Source organism: Trichocoleus sp. FACHB-262, from assembly GCF_014696035.1.
GTDB lineage: Bacteria > Cyanobacteriota > Cyanobacteriia > FACHB-46 > FACHB-46 > Trichocoleus.
On the sequence record NZ_JACJPK010000074.1, the window covers coordinates 109188 to 126606 of the forward strand.

16 protein-coding genes are annotated in these 17419 nt (G+C 46.5%); 5 read left to right on the forward strand and 11 right to left on the reverse strand.

The features are described from left to right. Positions 1 to 127: 127 nt before the first annotated feature. On the reverse strand, positions 128 to 460 hold the full coding sequence (gene petJ / locus H6F68_RS15520) for a cytochrome c6 PetJ (RefSeq protein ID WP_190560317.1): 333 nt from the start codon (positions 458 to 460) through the stop codon (positions 128 to 130). A gap of 45 nt (positions 461 to 505) precedes the next feature. Then, complete coding sequence (locus H6F68_RS15525) at positions 506 to 811, reverse strand: hypothetical protein (RefSeq protein WP_190549843.1); 306 nt, start codon at positions 809 to 811, stop codon at positions 506 to 508. A 514-nt stretch (positions 812 to 1325) separates the two neighbouring features. Between H6F68_RS15525 and H6F68_RS15530 the strand changes: the two genes are divergently transcribed. Next, complete coding sequence (locus H6F68_RS15530) at positions 1326 to 2669, forward strand: glycosyltransferase family 4 protein (RefSeq protein WP_190560319.1); 1344 nt, start codon at positions 1326 to 1328, stop codon at positions 2667 to 2669. Between the two features lie 124 nt (positions 2670 to 2793). Here H6F68_RS15530 and H6F68_RS15535 read toward each other — a convergent pair whose 3' ends face one another. Together H6F68_RS15535 and H6F68_RS15540 are read right to left on the reverse strand one after the other, a co-directional pair. After that, entirely contained in the window at positions 2794 to 5139 is a 2346-nt protein-coding gene (locus H6F68_RS15535; RefSeq protein ID WP_190560321.1) for a polysaccharide biosynthesis tyrosine autokinase, read from the reverse strand. Positions 5140 to 5186: 47 nt separating this feature from the next. Then, entirely contained in the window at positions 5187 to 6665 is a 1479-nt protein-coding gene (locus H6F68_RS15540; protein ID WP_199300109.1) for an SLBB domain-containing protein, read from the reverse strand. 421 nt (positions 6666 to 7086) lie between these two features. On the opposite strand from H6F68_RS15540, the gene H6F68_RS15545 reads away from it, so the two are divergent. Together H6F68_RS15545 and H6F68_RS15550 are read left to right on the forward strand one after the other, a co-directional pair. Continuing rightward, the gene (locus tag H6F68_RS15545) at positions 7087 to 7671 is read left to right on the forward strand and encodes a dual specificity protein phosphatase (protein ID WP_190560323.1); all 585 of its coding nucleotides are present in this window, start codon (positions 7087 to 7089) and stop codon (positions 7669 to 7671) included. A 394-nt stretch (positions 7672 to 8065) separates the two neighbouring features. Next, entirely contained in the window at positions 8066 to 8881 is an 816-nt protein-coding gene (locus tag H6F68_RS15550) for an SDR family oxidoreductase (RefSeq protein ID WP_190560325.1), read from the forward strand. 604 nt (positions 8882 to 9485) lie between these two features. On the opposite strand, the gene H6F68_RS15555 is transcribed toward H6F68_RS15550, so the two are convergent. The 5 genes from H6F68_RS15555 to H6F68_RS15575 form a co-directional block, all read right to left on the reverse strand. Beyond that, positions 9486 to 9902 carry a response regulator gene (locus H6F68_RS15555; protein ID WP_190560327.1) on the reverse strand — a complete coding sequence of 139 codons (417 nt, stop codon included), beginning with the start codon at positions 9900 to 9902 and terminating at the stop codon, positions 9486 to 9488. A 555-nt stretch (positions 9903 to 10457) separates the two neighbouring features. Beyond that, positions 10458 to 12032 (reverse strand): metallophosphoesterase, encoded by a 1575-nt coding sequence (locus tag H6F68_RS15560; RefSeq protein WP_190560329.1) that lies wholly within the window; start codon positions 12030 to 12032, stop codon positions 10458 to 10460. Beyond that, positions 12029 to 12787 (reverse strand): DUF2993 domain-containing protein, encoded by a 759-nt coding sequence (locus H6F68_RS15565; protein WP_190560331.1) that lies wholly within the window; start codon positions 12785 to 12787, stop codon positions 12029 to 12031. Before H6F68_RS15565 ends, H6F68_RS15560 begins: the two co-directional genes overlap by 4 nt. A gap of 121 nt (positions 12788 to 12908) precedes the next feature. Next, complete coding sequence (locus H6F68_RS15570; RefSeq protein WP_190440200.1) at positions 12909 to 13100, reverse strand: YqaE/Pmp3 family membrane protein; 192 nt, start codon at positions 13098 to 13100, stop codon at positions 12909 to 12911. 145 nt (positions 13101 to 13245) lie between these two features. Then, positions 13246 to 13614 carry a phage holin family protein gene (locus tag H6F68_RS15575; RefSeq protein WP_190440201.1) on the reverse strand — a complete coding sequence of 123 codons (369 nt, stop codon included), beginning with the start codon at positions 13612 to 13614 and terminating at the stop codon, positions 13246 to 13248. 216 nt (positions 13615 to 13830) lie between these two features. On the opposite strand from H6F68_RS15575, the gene H6F68_RS15580 reads away from it, so the two are divergent. Further along, entirely contained in the window at positions 13831 to 15294 is a 1464-nt protein-coding gene (locus tag H6F68_RS15580; RefSeq protein WP_190560333.1) for an alpha/beta fold hydrolase, read from the forward strand. A gap of 98 nt (positions 15295 to 15392) precedes the next feature. Here H6F68_RS15580 and H6F68_RS15585 read toward each other — a convergent pair whose 3' ends face one another. Beyond that, entirely contained in the window at positions 15393 to 15668 is a 276-nt protein-coding gene (locus H6F68_RS15585) for a GlsB/YeaQ/YmgE family stress response membrane protein (protein ID WP_190440204.1), read from the reverse strand. A 284-nt stretch (positions 15669 to 15952) separates the two neighbouring features. Next, on the reverse strand, positions 15953 to 16354 hold the full coding sequence (locus H6F68_RS15590; protein ID WP_190440206.1) for a fasciclin domain-containing protein: 402 nt from the start codon (positions 16352 to 16354) through the stop codon (positions 15953 to 15955). Positions 16355 to 16683: 329 nt separating this feature from the next. Between H6F68_RS15590 and H6F68_RS15595 the strand changes: the two genes are divergently transcribed. Then, entirely contained in the window at positions 16684 to 17355 is a 672-nt protein-coding gene (locus tag H6F68_RS15595; protein ID WP_190560335.1) for a histidine kinase dimerization/phospho-acceptor domain-containing protein, read from the forward strand. The last annotated feature ends 64 nt before the right edge of the window (positions 17356 to 17419 follow it).

Consider the following 17419-nt stretch of genomic DNA (forward strand, 5'->3'; position numbering starts at 1 on the left):
AATCTGGGATTTTTGATGAAAAATACGGCAAAAGTGCGTAAGTACTCAGTCCAAAATTTTTCTCTCAAAAATCTTTAATTGTTTTTTCGCTTTTGAGGAATAAGTTGCCTGGCGATCGCTTCTCGATTCAAGGCCAGTCTTGAGCTGCTTGCTCTAAAACATAAGCTGATACGGCTTGAACCTGCGGCGCACTTAAACGCTCTTGGAAGGCAGGCATGTTGTTTTTGCCACTAGTTACGAGAGCCGCGATCGCCTCTAAGGAGTCTACTTTATATTTCTTCAGTGCTTTCTGCTTCAGAGTTTTACCGCGACGAATAATATTGCCACCATTGGCATGGCATCCAGCACAGTGAATCTGGAAAAGTTCTGCTCCCTGATTCACATCCGCAGCCCCAGCGGGGCTAGGGGCACCACTCAAAATAATAAGGATCACTATAAGGAGAGCTATTAGTTGCTTCATAAATCAAGTTTTCCTACAATCTAGGCTAAGCAAGAGAAGAAAGTTTTAGTCATCACCCGTTTCCGAGCTAGTTTCTGAGCTTGTTTCGGCTACTTCTCCCATTGCCCATGCTTCTCCATTCTCGATCGCTTCTTGAAGAAAGCGTATGGCTAAGCGTTTGTAAGCACCAGGGCCAACAAATTGTGGATAAGTATGGGAACGACTATAAACCCAGACCAAGTCTTCTCCCTCAAAAATTCGGATATCTTGCAATAGGCTTTTGCATTGCGGTTGCAGAGATTTAGCAGTGTTTAAGGCATCTGTCCAACGGCCAAACTCTTGAGAGAAGTTACGGGTAACAACTTTGAACATCACACTTAGTATTTTTAAGCACCTGCATTAATTTAGTATCCCTCACTTGAGCTTAGATTAAGCAAGGTTTTATCACCAACACTACTTTCATTCATTTCGCGCTCATTGTAAATAAATGAAAACTTTTATCGTGTGTTCCCCAAAAAATTTCTAATTTTTCTGATGAAGCAAATTTTTCTAGTAATACGGTATGGGTTGACTCGAAATAGAGCTGTTTTAGTAGCTCCTAAACATAGAAAAATGGTATAAACCAAGGAGCAAATCAATATATTGGCTACGAGCTGGCATCAAAAAAGTGAAATTTTTATAAAGAGTTTCCATTGCTTTAATCATATTAAATATTCCTTGACATCTAACAGAGTCTTGGAGATAAATGATTAGTATTAGATTTTAGTGGGTATAATCCTCAGATAAAATTAATAAATTTAGGATTTTGAAAGTTTAATATCCAGAGTTGAAAGGGAATTCGGTTGAGCAAGCAATCACTGTATCAGCTCCCTAGTAGTAGCCAGACATGAAGAACGGTAGCCCTTTAGACCTTGATCGATCGCTGCATTTGTCGATTATTACGCAGTTTTATCCCCCCGATTATGCTGCTACCGGACAACTGATTGAAGAACTGGCCTCCCAATTAAGTCATCAAGGAATTGAAGTTCAGGTTTTTACGGGTCAACCGGGATATGCTTTTCAAGCTAAATCGGCTCCAGCGACTGAAAAGGTTGAGCGTGTCCTAGTTCGGCGATCGCGAACTACCCAAATTTGGCCGCAGCGCATCCGGGGAAAAGTAGTTAGTGGTTTGCTATTTTGTCTGCGTTCTGGACTACATTTACTAAAGAATTCTCGACGAGGAAATATTCTTCTCGTTACCACAGCACCTCCGTATTTGCCAGTTCTAGGTCTCTTCGCTAACTTATGCTTTAAGCTGCCTTATATTTGTCTAATTTATGATCTATATCCTGACGTAGCGATTCAACTGAATGTTGTTTCGCAAAAACACTGGTTAGCTCAAATTTGGCATGCAATTAATTGGGCTGTTTGGAGTAGATCGCAGCAGATTATTGTCTTGAGTCCTACCATGAAGCAGCGGATTGCTGATCGGTATCCAGCTTTGAGCGATAAAATTTCAGTGATTCATAGCTGGGCAAATCCCAATACAATTGTGCCGATCGCCAAGCAAGATAATTGGTTTGCAACGCAGCACCATTTAACTGAAAAATTTACGGTGCTTTATTCGGGCAATTTTGGTCGCTGCCATGATATGGAGACCATTTTAGCGGCGGCAGATCACCTCAAAAATGAGGCTGTTCAATTTGTATTTATTGGTAGTGGAGCCCAGTATCAAGGTTGCATTGATCAGGCTCAAAGTCTAGGTCTCAATAATTGCTTGTTTCTGCCTTATCAAGATAAGCAGACCTTGCCCTATTCCTTAACTGCCTGCGATTTGTCCTTGGTGAGCATTAGTCCGGGGATGGAAGGATTGGTCGCTCCTAGTAAACTTTATGGCACGCTGGCCGCTGGGCGTCCTGTCGCCATTATTTGTGAATCCCACTCCTATCTCCGTCAGATGCTAGCAGCGGCTGATTGTGGCCAAGCGTTTGAGAATGGAGATGGTAGCGGTTTAGCTCACTTTATTCGTGACTTGGTTCAGAACCGCGAACTATCAGCGAAGTTAGGGGCAGCAGGGCGGCGTTATCTTTTAACTCACTTTACGCCAGAGATCATTGCCAAGCAATACTCTAATGTGATCAAGGCTCAAACGAAGATTTCCTACCCCGTAGCCGTAAAAGATCCTCTCTCTTTATCTTTCAAGCTGAATCATAGCTGGTTATCTAGACTAGGATTCTCTAGAAAAGCTTGATGGAAGGATGAGGAATGAAAAAGTGCAAAAACATTTAGGGGCATAGTATCTAGCTCAAATCCAGCTCAGAGGGTGACTGGCTGAATACTATGCTCCAAGCTGTGGTTCTGTAATCTACCGAGACTTAACTTAGGTTCGCAGGAACTTCTAGGGGGACAGAATCGCGCTTTTGGGTGTAGTAGCGATTGTAGTAGTCATAGGATTGAGTGGTGTAGCCCTTAATACCATTCGCCACAATGCCTAAGACGGGGGTGGAAGAAATCCTGAGACTATCTAAAGCCATGACCAAGGTTGAGCGATCGGTTTTTCCGAGTCCTACTACCATGATGATTCCATCGGTATAGGTGGCTAAGATGCTACTGTCTGCCAGCCCTAATACGGGAGGAGTATCGTAGATCACTAAGTCAAAGCTCTCCTGCAACTCTTCCATCAGGTTTTGCATTTTTTTGGAGGAGAGCAACTTCGTAGGATCGGGCGGAATTTGCCCTGCGGTAATGATAAAGAGATTTTCGTCACTAGGCGATCGCTGAATCACCTCTTCAGCAGTCACATTGGTAGCGATTAGGTGGCTCAACCCTCGCATATTGGCTAGGCCCAAGTAAGTATGGACTTGGGGGCGGCGCATATCAGCATCGACCAATAAGACTCGCTGACCCATCGCTGCAGCTGCTTTTGCCAGTTGTAGGGAGATCGTGGATTTGCCTTCCGCAGGAACTGCCGACCCTACGACTAGGGAGCGGATAGGAGTATCTGATCCTAATAAACGAACATTTGTATAAAGCGATCGGAAGGATTCTAAGAAAGGAGAAGTGGTGTAATGGCTAGGACTGGCAATGGGGGCATTTTCCAGATTGAAGGTTTCTAATTGCGATTGCTCGCTAAACTCAGGAGCAAGGTTCTGCTCTGGTAAGGTGAAGCGAGGAGCCACGACACCATACGCAGGTTCGGGTAAACGTTTTTGAAACGGCACCACTCCTAACAGTGGTAACCGGGTCAAATCTTTTAGATCGGTGGGAGAATGAAAAACGTTGTCTAGCTTTTCGGTGAGTAACGCGGCTCCAGTTCCCAGAAGTAAGCCTGCGACAACACCCAGAGCTAAATTGCGAGGAGTATTGGGCGAAATCGGTTGCTGTGGTTCTTGGGGGGCCGAAATAACTTGCCACGGAATGGCTTTCTGGGATGCTTCAATTTGCAGCGTTTCTTTGGTGCCCAAGAAGCGATTTAAGCTTTCAGTGGCGACCTTTAGTTCTCGTTGTAAGTCAGTGTATTGTCTGGCCAGCGCTGGGACAAGCTCAAAGTTTTGCTTTAGGTTGCGCTCTACTTCTGCAAGGGCCAAATTCCGCATTTGCAGCACTTGCACTTGATTGGCTGTATTCACCAACTGCTTACTGAGGTCTAAAGAGATAGAGGTTAAATTACCATCCGCACCGCTGGGTCGCGCCTGGTTGCCCAAGACCTTTTGGGATTCTTCGCCTAGAAGGGCTTCTAACTGCTGCTTCTTGTCTTCTAGGATTTGAATATTAGGACTGGTCGGTTGAAAGCGAGCTAACTCAACCGCGATTTGAGCTTCCACTTCCTGAATTTGATTCAGGAGTTGTTGGTAGCGGGGAGATTCACTCAAAGAGGCAGCAGCGATCGCCTCTGTTGGGCGGTATCCTACTTGATTTTGTAAGGTGCCGTAGAGGGATTGAGCCTCAATGAGTTGCGTACGAGCTTCTTGCTGTTGTTTTTCTACATCACTAATGAGTTCAGATAGTTCATTGCCTCGTGACTCTGGATCAATGAGACTGTATCTTTGACGAAATTTTTCCAGCTCTTCTTGCAGGCTGCTAACTCGTTTGCGCAGCTTTGGCAATTGTCCATCGACAAACTGAGTGCCTTGCTGCAAGCTAACTTGTCGCTGTTGCACACCATAGTTGAGGTACAAATCTGACAAGCCTTCGAGGACCGTGTGCACCTTCTTGGGATCGGAGTCGCGGTAGCTGACTAGAAGGATTTTGGTGTTGCTGAGCTGAGTAATGGTGAGATTACTCACTAAGGAACCATAGTTGAGGTCGGGATATAGCTTCTGCAACTTTGATACTGCCGGAGCTAATAATCCAGGGCTGCGCAGCACCTCAATTTGAGTTGCGTAGTCAAAGGTGGGTTGGAGGGCGTTTTGATTCTCTTGTAATAACTGCTGGGGAGATGGCGTATCGGTGACAGGTTCCACCAAAACTTGAAAGTCACCCTTGTAGATTGGGGTTTGACTCCAAGTCCATCCCCAAGTGGTTGCTGTGACTGCGATCGCCACACTCGCCACAATCAACGCTCTACGGCGTAAAACCTCTAGAAAGCTTTTAAGATCAAGCTCGTCCTTGGGGGCATAGTAGGGCTGGGGAGCGTAGTATGTCAGGGGCAGAGCCTGAGGTTGTAGTTCGCCAGGTGGCTGGAGATTTCCTGGTACTAAAGAATAGGGGGATGGTTCCATCTGCATAATTTGCCTACTATTTACCCTAGAAATGAATCAAGCCGAAATCACAAGCCGAGGAGCCGAAATAAACCAAAACCACCAGTAAGGGGTGAAAGTACAGTCCCGATCGCGTCTGAAACTCCAGAAATGCCTGAGCGCTTCACAACAATGGTGTCGTTGTTTCGAAGAGGCGGGTTGTCTTTGTCGTTCAATCCCTTGGAAAAGTTAATCGCGACTTGTTGCCTGGACACAGTGCCGTTGGGGTTTAGCCGAATCAGTTCTACCGATCCCTTTTTGGCTCGGCGATTAAAGCCACCTGCGGCGAGCAGTCCTTGATTGAGGGGGGTGTTGGGGGGCACTTCGACCACACCGGGCTGTACCACTTCACCTACGACATTGATTGTGATCTTGTTAGGCGAAAAACTAGCTGAAGCTAGCTCTGTTACTTCCGTGGGAGTCATGGCGGTCGCGGTAGGAATCGCGATGGTATCTCCTTCTTGCAGGGGGATATCTTGACGTACATCTCCAGCCTGCAATAGCTTCCAGAGATCAACATCAATGACTTGGTCAGCCCCCGTTTTGGTTAACCGTCGTAGCTGAATCCGTCGAATGTCTGCTGACTGGGTAATCCCTCCGGCTACCTGAATGGCTCGCGTTACAGTTGGCATTTGTACGCCACCACCTGCCTCGGCCTGCCCATCCATGTTTCCAGTCAAGGTATAAGGTCCGGGACGATTCACTTGCCCCACAACCGCGATGCGTAAAGGCTCGGCTTTACTGGCCGCAAAGCTAGCAGCTGCTAATTGGTTAGCTTCCGCTAAATTGACAACTGTTTGAGTCGGGATAAAAATAGTGTCTCCGTCTTGGAGCAACAGGTCTTGCCGTAAGTCTCCCGTTTGCAGGAGTTGCCAAAGATCGACTGTCAACACTTGCTCCCCACCAACATTGAGCGGACGAGCCCGTCGCACTTGTACCTGGCGGGTATCAGCGGCTTGAGTAATCCCTCCCGCCAATTGCACCGCGCGAGTGACCGTAGGCACCCCTTGCTCCCCGCTCGGAGACACTGTGTAGGAACCGGGATGGCTGACCTCTCCCGCGATCGCAATTTTTAAGGGCCGCGCTCCAAGGAGAGTAATTGTGACAATGGGCCGCTTAATAATTGGGGCATACTTAGCCGAAAGGACGGCAGAGGCTTGCTTGAGGGTCATGCCTTGAACGGGTATGGTGCCGATCAGCGGTAAATTCAACGAACCATCCGAGAGAACTTGGTGTTCTCCGCTATACTCCGGAACTTGGAAAATATCTAAACGAACGCGATCGCCTGCCCCTAACTGGTAGCCATCTGGGGTGGAATAGGTAGGTGTCAGGCTCGGAGGAGCCGCGTTGGCGGGGGTCAGACTGGCAGGAGCTAAGCTAGGAGAAGCCGTTGCAGGTATGGGGAGCGACATTTGTGCCCATCCTGGAGCCGCTGCACTGCTGAGCAGCAACAAGCTAAAAGTAATCTGACTCAACGAAAAACTGATGTTATTGTCGTTTTGACCCATTGGAAGCCGACTGCCCTTTTTCCTTCATGGTTTATATGAGATAGCGATCGCACCTGATAAATATTTAGTAAATGTCTGGACTTAGTTAAGCATGACGCTGCCCTAAAGTGCTGTAATGGTTAACCAGTTGCTACCAGTAATCAAATTTTGAGGGGTTGCCTTGGCTTTGGTGCTTAAGCTTTGTCGCTTAATTAGGGCAGAGGGATAGCAGACGATTTGGCAGCATCAAGACTTTTCAATAAACAATGGCATACTTTTGCAAAACTAGATGAGTTATTTAGAAATAGTTCAACTATTTAGAATTAGTTAAACATCCCTAGTGAATCTTCGGATCTAGCTCCCCTATACTCGTTACTAGTTCGGGCATGGCAAGGCAAATCCGGATTCCTAGCAGTAGTCCCTGGATCACTGAGAACAGCAATTGGGTCAGCATCGAGAAAATCAGGTGAGACAAGTATTACGGCAGGTTCAACGGCTCATCAAGACCATCTGGTTCCGGTTGCAAGGCTGGTTGTCAGGAAAACCCCGACAACGCTCTTTCTACCAGCGCCAGACTCCCTTTAGTTGGGTGATCCCCGGTAGACTAGCTGTCGGAGGTTTGCCACAAGCAGAAGATCACCCCCGCTTGGTTGCGGCCAACATCAAGGTAGTTCTGTCTCTCTGTGCTGAGATTGAAGGTTGCTTACCGGAAAAGATTATTCAAGATTTCAATTGTCTGCGGTTCATTGTGCCAGATCGCTACTACACCACTCAGTTAGAGGTGCATCAACTAGCTAAGGCAGTAGAGATTGTGCATCAGAGTGTGCAGAACCAGCTCCCTATCTATGTTCACTGTCTAGCGGGAATCGAGCGATCGCCAACCGTCTGTCTGGCCTATCTCTGCCTCTACCAAAATTTGGAGCTGTGGGAAGCGCTAAATTGGCTCAAGCAGGTGCACCCTTCGACTATGCCTAATGAGTCCCAACTGCGAACCCTCCGGGAGTTTTTGCAAGTCAGGCAAAATTAATAAGCTTTTTTAACAAGTCTTAACTTCTTCAGTCTAGATTTAAAGATTATTTTTATTAAATTTTTGCTAAGTTCGACATCGCTTAAGTAAAGCATTTTTGTAGAGACACAATAGTTGATTGTCCTTAAACTTTTCCCTGAGAGCAAAGTAATACAACTTCAGTCTTGGGGTTATTTTTGATCAGTTGCTCAGGGGCGATCGCGATAGGTTTTAATTGCTACTTGTTTGATTAATCACATAGTTTTTGAACTTTACCTGTGTTTAGGCATCTGTGTAGGTAGAAGCTTCACTAAGTTTTAGTTACGCTTTACTCCTTTCAGCAGTTCAGCCACATTAGCCTTCTCAAGTATCCTAAGGCTGATGCAGGAAATGTTTTGGCAGACAAGGAGCAAGAATGTCGGAGCGAGTACTGGTTGTTGGGGCTACAGGAGGAGTTGGGCAATTAGTTGTAGCCAAACTACTGGAGAAAGGATTCTCTGTGCGAGCCTTAACTCGTAACTCTGCCAAAGCTCAGAAAATGTTTGGCGATCGCGTAGAAACAGCAGTGGGCGATATTCGTCAAGCAGAAACGCTGCCTGCGGCAATGCCAGATATTACTCACATCATTTGTTGTACTGGAACCACTGCTTTTCCTTCGGCTCGCTGGGAATTTGATTTGCCTCCACAAAATCAGTTGCAGCGCCTACAAGCCTGGGGAAAGATTTATTTCGATGCCAATTATCGCAATGCCAAAGCGAAGAATAATCCAGAGAAAGTAGATGCTGAAGGGGTTGCCCATCTGGTTAATGCGGCTCCTAAAAACCTCCAGCGATTTGTTTTTGTTTCCTCTTGTGGGGTAGAGCATAAAGATAAACCGCCCTACAACTTATTGAATGCTTATGGCGTATTGGATGCGAAAGAGAAGGGAGAGCAAGCGATCGCGCGCTCAGGTTTACCCTACACCATCATCCGACCGGGACGACTGATTGATGGTCCTTATACTTCCTATGATCTCAATACCTTGCTGAAGGCAACCACCGGAGGTAAGCAGGGAGTGGTACTAGGAACAGGAGATCGATTATCGGGGCAGACGAGTCGGATTGATGTGGCGGCTGCTTGTGTGGAATGTCTGAGCAGTGCAGCAACAGTCAGGAAAGTATTTGAAATTGTGAATCAAGGTACGAGACCACCAGCTCTCAGCTGGACAGAACTATTCGCCCAAATAGCTTGAGGTAAGCATCTAAAGTTAAGCACTTGAGGCGATCGCTACTTCTTGAATTAAAAGTATGAAAATCTGGCTATGTAGTGTTATGACCAGAAAGTCATTTTGGTAGTCGCTGGCTTCCAACTGCATTTCCCTAAACCGATTGCTCTGGCGGAGCTGGTCACAGCAATTACGAGCTTAAAGACAGTAGTGTCACTGTTATAGGCTTCTTGCGGGCTAGTTTAATAGATGGTTCTCAAGATGAGACCAATTAATCAGAAATTAGTCTCACAATTAATTACTAAGACTCGTTTTTAGACCAAACTTGAGACTCTTAGTCCAAGAAAGGACGAATTGGCATAGATTTCAATCGGCTTTTTCCAAGCAGGGTTGAGCTATACCTTTTTCGTTTCAGGGCGTACTGTATGCCACGAAAGTTTGATCTCAATCAGTCCTAACAAGACTCAAAAATAGACTCGTGATGAGACTAGTAGTCCACAAAAGAGACAAGCATTCTTTCGAGATCAGGGATAACTGCTACAACTCCACTTTGGAAGAAGGAACTTGCCTGGAGGTCGTTTAGCATTAGAACTTTCTCTAAGCACTCCTAGCAAAGCGAATCTCTTTAAACTCATCCTGTCAGTTCGGCGATCGCATTCAGCAGTTCGTAAATATCTAATGGTTTGACCATATATTTCTGGAAACCGGATACTAATGCTCCTTCGTTATACGCTCGCTCTGAAAGCTTAGTACTGTAGCCCGTCATCGCGATCGCTGGCAAAATTTTAGGAGAATTTTTCTGCAAGTTTCTGATTTGCTTGAGCAGATCGTAACCGTCGCCATCGGGAAGTTGGATATCAGTAATGAGAATATCGGGTTCAAAAGATTGCAGTACTTCTAGAGCCTCGCGGACTGTGCCTGCTACCCTCACCTGGGTTCGCCCTTGACTCAAAAGCAGACTGAACAATTCTGCTGTGTCCGAGTTATCTTCAACGACCAAGATCGACAAGTCGTTGAGGAGTTCTAGAGTACTTAGCGCTTCACTCATCGGGTTGATGTGTTGCGGTGTACGCAATTATTCAAAAAGCCAGAGTTATTTGTAGATAAGGCTTTTGTTTGTTGCCTTAAGCGGTTTGGACTAAAAATGGACTAAATTTTAACCCTTGTTTTGAGTTGCTTGGCTTGCCCCAATAGGCTTTGCGATCGCGTAACTCAACTATAAACCGAGATGCCCAATTCGCTTCTACAAACTATTTCGAGGCAGAGCATCTGTCAGCATCTATCGATTTGTGGCTTTTCCTTCCTAGCATGAGCCTCCTAGATAACCCAACCTGGACCCTGGATCAAAAGGCTATTACTATTGCCGATTTAGCTTGTCTTGCAGCAAGACTTATATTCTCCAAACGAGTCTTATTAAAAGATTATCAATACTGAAATGAGACGAGTTTTGCATTTCTCCGTGTGGGATGAAAACTGTAGCGCCAGGTCTGATGCTGGCCGCTTAATATCAGGACAACCCCAAAGAATTGCCCTTATCCATTTCACCTGTCCTGCAACTATGCAATGCCCAAACTTCTAGCCCTACCCAGGAATAGGGTAAAAATCAGATCGTAAAAGGCTCGATCGCGTAGTTCTTCCATTTCCGTTGCACCCGCTCCGACACGTAAGGTCGAATCACGAACTGTGGCGGTTTACCTGCTTTGACATCGATCCGTAAAAAAGAATAAGGCCGTCGCTTTTGAGTGCCAGCTCCAGTTCTGCCTACATAGAGCAGCGATCGCGCTACCAAACGATCATCAGGGCTAGCAATAGTGCTGATAGACTCTTGCAGTTCTGGTCCTTCCAATCTCTGGCGACGCAGACTAAAACCACTGCCTCCACAAACGATCCAGTTGAGATGAGAATCGGCATGACCTGTGTCTAGGGTGCGGAGGTATTCCAAGCAGTGAGCGTGTCCATTGAGAACTAAATCTACCAAGGGAGCACCATCAGGCAAGGGCCCTAGCTCAGCCGCTACTGCATCTAAAACTTGGCGCAAGCGGTGACGAATCGCTAAGGTTTGACCTTGGTGCCATTTGGTTGCTTCCGTGACATAAGGAGGATGGTGGAAATAGAGCACACGTCCCCGCACTGCTTCTGTGTGCCAAGACTCAACCAGTCGTTGTTTCAGCCAATCCAGTTGCTCCTGATCTACAACCACAGTTTCGTCGGCTGCTAATTGTTTTTCAATATCTAACTTGGCTTCTTCCAGTTGCTCCAACTTAGTGCGCATGTCATCTAGGCGCTCAGCTTCTTCCGGTTGGTTAGGCTTCAGTGTCGTGGAAGTCGCTAGGATTTGTTGTTTTTGCTGCTCTAATTCATCTCGTTGTTTTTCTAAGACATGGCGGTAAGCTCTGCCTTCTCCTGTCGTGGGTAAAGGGAGCGGTGCATTAAATGTATTAGAGTCAAGCGCAAAGAAATCGATGCCGCCATAGCGAAAGGTGTAATAGCGATTCGGCAATCGCGTAAACTGCCCCGGATCGTAACGGAGGGACAAACCTGTATCTGTTTTTGCGGTGTAATGAGCGTCTAGATGTTGAGCGATCGCTTGAGGCGAACCGAGTCGATTTAAGCAATCTAAAAATGCCTGAGCATATACCTTGCCTTGCCCAGAACCGCGCCAACCAATATCAAAGTCTAAGTGGGATTGCAGTAAGCGACGGAACGGCAAGGTTGCCTGCACCAGCAAGCCCAAGGCTAACGGTAGGTCATAGTAATCATGATTGCCAGGAGTAGGAAGAAAAGGAAAGTTGAACACCATGCGATCGTAAGGAATTTTTTCTGGTCGCTCCCCTCCGACTAGAAACTCACGATACGGCTCAATAAAATTCTTCAGATAGTACTCACTCGCACCTACCAAATAGATCACATCGCCTGTGTGCAACACAAAACGACAATTCTCTTGCTGCGCCAGCATCTGCTCTGCTACTTGTCGTTGAGGACTGTGTCCACGGTGTTCTCCAGATCCACTATCCCCCACCACTAAAAAAGAGAAATCTGTATCTTCCGCTCCTCCATCCTCAATGACCAACCGAGTTTGATCAATTCCTCGCTCCAGCACCAGTGGATCTTGCCACCGAACTCGCTGCTGCATTTGGCGAATCTTGTCAGCGATCGGCGGGTCAGAAACAAATTTCATACGGCATCATTTCCAAAGGAGGGAATTTGACCAACGTGAGCTTCAAGTTGCAACACTAGACTACCTTCTTGAATCTCCAACTGATGAACTCGCACTACCATATCTTCCCATTTGAGGTAGGGCAACTCCATCAGCTCTTTCATTTTCTTGAAGAAGGCAAAAGTCAGCCCAAAGGGTAATCCTTGACCGGGATGACAACGGAATTCTTCTAATAAAACAGGCCGCTCTTCGGTTCGAGGGTATATTACAGCCGAAAACCTAGTTCGCTGTTCTTGACCGTTCTCATTTCGCACCACATTTGCCATAAATTGAATTTTGCCGCCGCTCAACAATTGAATCTCCATAGGCGGCTGCAATTCCACCGTCACTATTTGACCGTCTACATTCAGATCCCAAGGAGACAAATATTGCTTGAGGGCATCCGAGTTTAAAGTTTGGTTGAGGTCTACTTCTGTCAGCACAACTCGAACCGTTGTATCGACGGGATGGTCTAGCTTGAGCTTGCCGAACAGCGCACTTAGCGGGTTAATAGCTACTCCTTGCGTATGCACCTCTAGCTCTTGCACCCGGACATCAGGTTGCACCACCAGTCCTTGACCTGTCACAGAAACTTGCTTGGCCTGTCCCTGCACAATTTTCCCTAGATCAGTGCGTACATCTACCGCGATCGCGTCCGCAGCATCTAATTGGCTAGCCAACCCCGCTTCCACGACTTGAGCCAGTACTTGTTCTTCTAAACGCGGTTCTTCTGACATAAGTATGTTGTCCTAAATACTTTGATTTTTTATCAAATAAAAACAACGCCCCCCCTGGACGTTGCTTTAAAGTTTTGATCTTAAGGAACTCACCCGCAATCACAAGGAATTATCGAAACAGTTAGTAAACGCCTTCCTGACGGTTAAGACGCTCGTCATGCTTCAGAATGACCCAAATTGCATGGATGCTGCCAGGTAACCAACCCAACAAAGTCAGCACAATATTGATGATCAAAGTAGGACCAATTCCCACAGTCAGGAAGATGCCTAGAGGAGGCACCAAAATACCTGCAAGAATGCGAACCAGTTTCATAGAATTCCTTCCGTTTGTTAAATTTGTTTTGTCTGTATTCTCCTAGACCCACCGCTCGAAATACTCCGTCGAATGGGCTATTTCATCACCAGGGCTGGGTAGATCCAGCCAGGGCAAATTTAGAGCCAGCGTGTAGCGGTAGAAACTAAACTTCGGTTTTTAGATCCACACTTCTCTCAGCAAAGTATCGATTCATGAAAGTGCTGACGAAAGACAGGATCACGGGACCGAGCAAGAAGGCAATCAAACCATCGACTCTGAATCCGGGAACTAAGACAGATGAGAGCCAGAAACAAAGACCGTTCACAACGAGCGAAAAAGCTCCCAAGGAGACAAAATTCAGAGGCAGGGAGAGCACGCTTAAAACAGGCTTGACACCAGCGTTCACTAGACCGATCGCGATCGCCGCAATTAAAGCAGCCGGGAAGGTTGCAATATCAACGCCTGGAACGGCTAAATCCACTACCAGCAAACTCAATGCAGTCGCGACCAGCGTTAAAAGATTACTAATCATCTTGGTTTTCCCTTAAACACAACAGTAAAACGCTTTAAAAGTTCTACGTTGATCGTGCAAGACCCAACCTGTCTATAACCTCTCTAAGAAGACAGATCTTCCAGTGGGGCTTAAGTCGTAGAAATCCATCGACCCAAATGCTGACTAATGCCGACACTGAAGCCTAAACCTCGTTTAAGATGTTTGGCGGAACAGGCGCTCTAATTAAAAAATGTGATGAGTCGAAAGCGGTGGGTTGTTTTAGCTCTGGCCTTGCTGATGATTGGACTGGCTTGGGTGGGCGTCCTTGGTGCGCGGAGTGGTTTAGTAGTGCGTCAGATAGCGCGGAGCGATGTGCCCCTAATTTATCTGGCTCCCCAAAACCAGACTCGTGTTCCTGGAGTGCTGATTGCTCATGGCTTTGCGGGTTCTAAGCAACTGATGTTGGGCTATGGGCATGTATTAGCGCATGCTGGTTATGGAGTGATGCTGTGGGATTTCTCTGGGCATGGTGGCAGTACGCTACCTCAGCGTGATTCTTTGCAAGCAGATTTACAAGTGGCATATGAGGCGCTGGTGGCTCAGCCAGAGATCGATGCGACTCGGTTGGCGCTGTTGGGTCACTCAATGGGCAGCGGATCTGTAATGACGGCTGGCATTCAACAAGCCGATCGCTTTGCTGCTACTGTAGCGATCTCCCCTACGGGAGCCAAAGTCACACCCGAATCACCCCGAAACTTACAACTCCAGGCAGGCAGTTGGGAAGGTGGGTTCATTACCAATGCCGAACGATTGCTAGACAGAGCAGGTGGAGAAAATGAGAACTTAGCAGCAGGACAAGGGCGATCGCTCGTGCTGATTCCTAAAGCCGAACACATTACAATTCTGTTTCGTCAGGCGAGTCACCAAGCCGCTTTACGTTGGCTGGATGCTACCTTTGGTCGTCAAAGCTCCAGTCTATATATAGATCGGCGCATGGCTTGGTACGGGTTGCATCTCCTGGGTTGGTTGCTCGCGATGGGAGCGATATTGCCATCTTTTGCAAGGTCGAGCCCCGCGTTGAGCCAGGTTAGTAAATTTCAGGTGCGATCGCCGATTCGTCGTTGGGGCAGCTTGCTGGTTTCGGCTTTGGCAGCCAGCGGCACCATCCCGTTGCTAGGAGGCGGGAAAAACTTAGCAGCACTGGGGGGTGTGCAAGTCGGAGGAGCAGTGGCGCTGTGGTTTGGCATTGCAGGAATTCTCTGGCTAGGACTGCTAACCCAATTTCTGCGACCGACGCTTCGCGCTCTGCTGTTAGGTTTCTCGGTCTTCGCGCTCTTGTGGATTGGCTTTGGCCTGATGGCTCAACTCGTCTGGTTGCAATGGTGGCTCATTCCGACTCGCTTAGCCCTTTGGCCTTGGCTAGCCCTGGGGTTTTTACCGTGGTTTTTAGCCTCTGGTATGGCTCAGCAGGATATTTCAGGTGGTTCCCGAATTGTATGGTGGTTGGGTCAGAGCATTGCCCTAGTCCTAGGAATTTTTCTGATGCTGCAATTTTCTCCCCAACTGGGTTTTCTCTATATCTTGCTGCCTCTGTTTCCACTGTTTATGGCTCTCTTTGCTTATGTGGCAGCTCTACTCAACAATACTTGGGGTTATGCTTTAGGCTGTGCGTTGTTCTTTGGGTGGGCGATCGCGGCAGCTTTTCCCCTCGCTTCATAAGCAAGCAAAAGCCTCTGCGACTGACGCAGAGGCTCGAATTTCTCAGAAACTATTTAACAAAAACCAGATCTCAAACTCTAGCCGTATCAAATTAGAGTTTAGTAGACACCACGACGGCCACTAACAGCGTAGTAAATAAAGAGAGCCACGATCGCGCCTAAAACAGCAACCAAAATACCACCTAAGCTTAAGCCAGCCGAAGTTAAGGCCAGCGATCCTGTCGTGAGGAAGCTAAAGAGGCTACCACCCACAAAGGCACCAATAATTCCTAACAACATTGTGCCGAGGATACCGCCACCCTGACTACCAGGATAGATAGCTTTAGCAATGGCACCCGCGATTAAACCTAATACGATCCAAGCCAAAATATTCATCTTTGTTCTCCTTTCTTAAAAACTATGGGTTCTAAATAAACGTTCTAAATTTGATGCAATGAATCTTGAACACATTTATAAGTTATCGAATCACCTAGGACTTTCCGAACTATCACAAGAGAGAAAGCTATTCTTGCCTGCGGCAGAGTTTGGTTCAGTTCGGTCTCTACCTATGCGTAGAGTGGTGGCAAAAAAATAGGGGCAGCAACCCTTTGGAAGTTACTGTCCCAGAATTAGATAGTACTCGCTATCTAAACTTGCTATTTAGCTATTTAAGCGATCGCTTATGCAGGAATTAGCACAGTATCGATAATATGAATGACACCATTATCAGCAGCAACATCGGGAGTTGTGACTGTGGAATCATTAATTTTGACACCACTGGAAGCATCAATTTTCACATCTGAACCTTCAACGGTAGTCGCTGATTTCAGCTTAGTGACATCCGCTGCCATCACTTTTCCAGAGACGACATGATAGGTCAAGATTTTTGTGAGCTTAGGCACATCTTGAAGTAGTGCATCTACAGTTCCTGCGGGAAGCTTAGCAAATGCTTCGTCGGTCGGTGCAAAGACTGTAAATGGACCTTCACCTTTAAGTGTATCGACTAAATTGGCAGCCTTGACTGCGGCAACTAGGGTGCTGAATGAACCAGCATTAACGGCAGTATCAACAATGTCAGCCACGTATTCACCTAGTTTTTTGTCTCTGTTGATCAGCTTAGACTACTTCTCGAAAAATAGCTCTTACTATTTCAAAATTCCTAAATCCGTTGAAGTAAATCATCAAAAATCTGGTGTTTTAATCTGTTTTTAATCAAGCAATAACTAAATGTGCTTTTGAATCCTCAGCAAAAATTAGCCATAGCAATCTGGATTATCAAAAATTTTGCATATCTACCCATTTAGGATGAAGCTAAACTTTAGTGTTAGGTGCTCAGTACAATATTGCATTAACTTATATGGAATTTTGAGTTAGTTCAAACACTCTAAAATCCAACATATAGCAATTCTAAATGGGTGTACTTCTCCAACTCACCTCTACCGATGCGGCCCTAAACTCATTACTATCCTTTCCAGGTCACATAGTTCTGATGACGGTTTGTGCGGAAGAATATCGCCAACTTTTGCAAAATCAAGGTTTTCAATTTTGTCCGGTTGATGCCACCTCTGATTTGGCAATTTTGGCCTGCCCTATCGCAGATGACCAAGGGATAATAGGAGACTTGTGGCTATTTAAGCAATCCACAGAAGCATTTACTAAACCAGAAATTGGCCTAGTGCACCAAGTTGCCAATCAATGTGCGATCGCGATTCGGCAAGCCCGTCTCTATCAGGCAGCGCAACAGCAAGTTGAAGAACTAGAGCGCTTAAATCATCTAAAGGATGATTTCCTGAACACAGTCTCCCACGAATTACGCACACCGCTGACCAGCACCAGAATGGCAATTCAACTGCTAGAAATCACCCTCAAGCAGCCAGAAATAAGCAAAGCAAAAGCAACCCATTATCTTCAAATCCTTCGCAATGAGTGCCAGCGAGAGATGCGACTCATTCATGATCTGCTAGATTTAGCGCGTCTTGATGCGAATATCGATCCCTTAGCATTAACGATCGCGAATCTAGGCGAATGGATTATCTCACATCTTGCACCTTGTGATGTGAACCTCCCATCCTTGCTTCTGTAACAACCTTCGCTTTTGCGCGACTTCCTCAAGGAGCAGAGCAATAACTACTTCACTCAGGCAGACT

Bases quoted from the DNA above. Each gene is read 5' to 3' on its own strand.
- petJ (WP_190560317.1), bottom strand. From the start codon at position 460: ATGAAGCAACTAATAGCTCTCCTTATAGTGATCCTTATTATTTTGAGT.
- H6F68_RS15525 (WP_190549843.1), bottom strand. From the start codon at position 811: ATGTTCAAAGTTGTTACCCGTAACTTCTCTCAAGAGTTTGGCCGTTGG.
- H6F68_RS15530 (WP_190560319.1), top strand. From the start codon at position 1,326: ATGAAGAACGGTAGCCCTTTAGACCTTGATCGATCGCTGCATTTGTCG.
- H6F68_RS15535 (WP_190560321.1), bottom strand. From the start codon at position 5,139: ATGGAACCATCCCCCTATTCTTTAGTACCAGGAAATCTCCAGCCACCT.
- H6F68_RS15540 (WP_199300109.1), bottom strand. From the start codon at position 6,665: ATGGGTCAAAACGACAATAACATCAGTTTTTCGTTGAGTCAGATTACT.
- H6F68_RS15550 (WP_190560325.1), top strand. From the start codon at position 8,066: ATGTCGGAGCGAGTACTGGTTGTTGGGGCTACAGGAGGAGTTGGGCAA.
- H6F68_RS15555 (WP_190560327.1), bottom strand. From the start codon at position 9,902: ATGAGTGAAGCGCTAAGTACTCTAGAACTCCTCAACGACTTGTCGATC.
- H6F68_RS15560 (WP_190560329.1), bottom strand. From the start codon at position 12,032: ATGAAATTTGTTTCTGACCCGCCGATCGCTGACAAGATTCGCCAAATG.
- H6F68_RS15565 (WP_190560331.1), bottom strand. From the start codon at position 12,787: ATGTCAGAAGAACCGCGTTTAGAAGAACAAGTACTGGCTCAAGTCGTG.
- H6F68_RS15570 (WP_190440200.1), bottom strand. From the start codon at position 13,100: ATGAAACTGGTTCGCATTCTTGCAGGTATTTTGGTGCCTCCTCTAGGC.
- H6F68_RS15575 (WP_190440201.1), bottom strand. From the start codon at position 13,614: ATGATTAGTAATCTTTTAACGCTGGTCGCGACTGCATTGAGTTTGCTG.
- H6F68_RS15580 (WP_190560333.1), top strand. From the start codon at position 13,831: ATGAGTCGAAAGCGGTGGGTTGTTTTAGCTCTGGCCTTGCTGATGATT.
- H6F68_RS15585 (WP_190440204.1), bottom strand. From the start codon at position 15,668: ATGAATATTTTGGCTTGGATCGTATTAGGTTTAATCGCGGGTGCCATT.
- H6F68_RS15595 (WP_190560335.1), top strand. From the start codon at position 16,684: ATGGGTGTACTTCTCCAACTCACCTCTACCGATGCGGCCCTAAACTCA.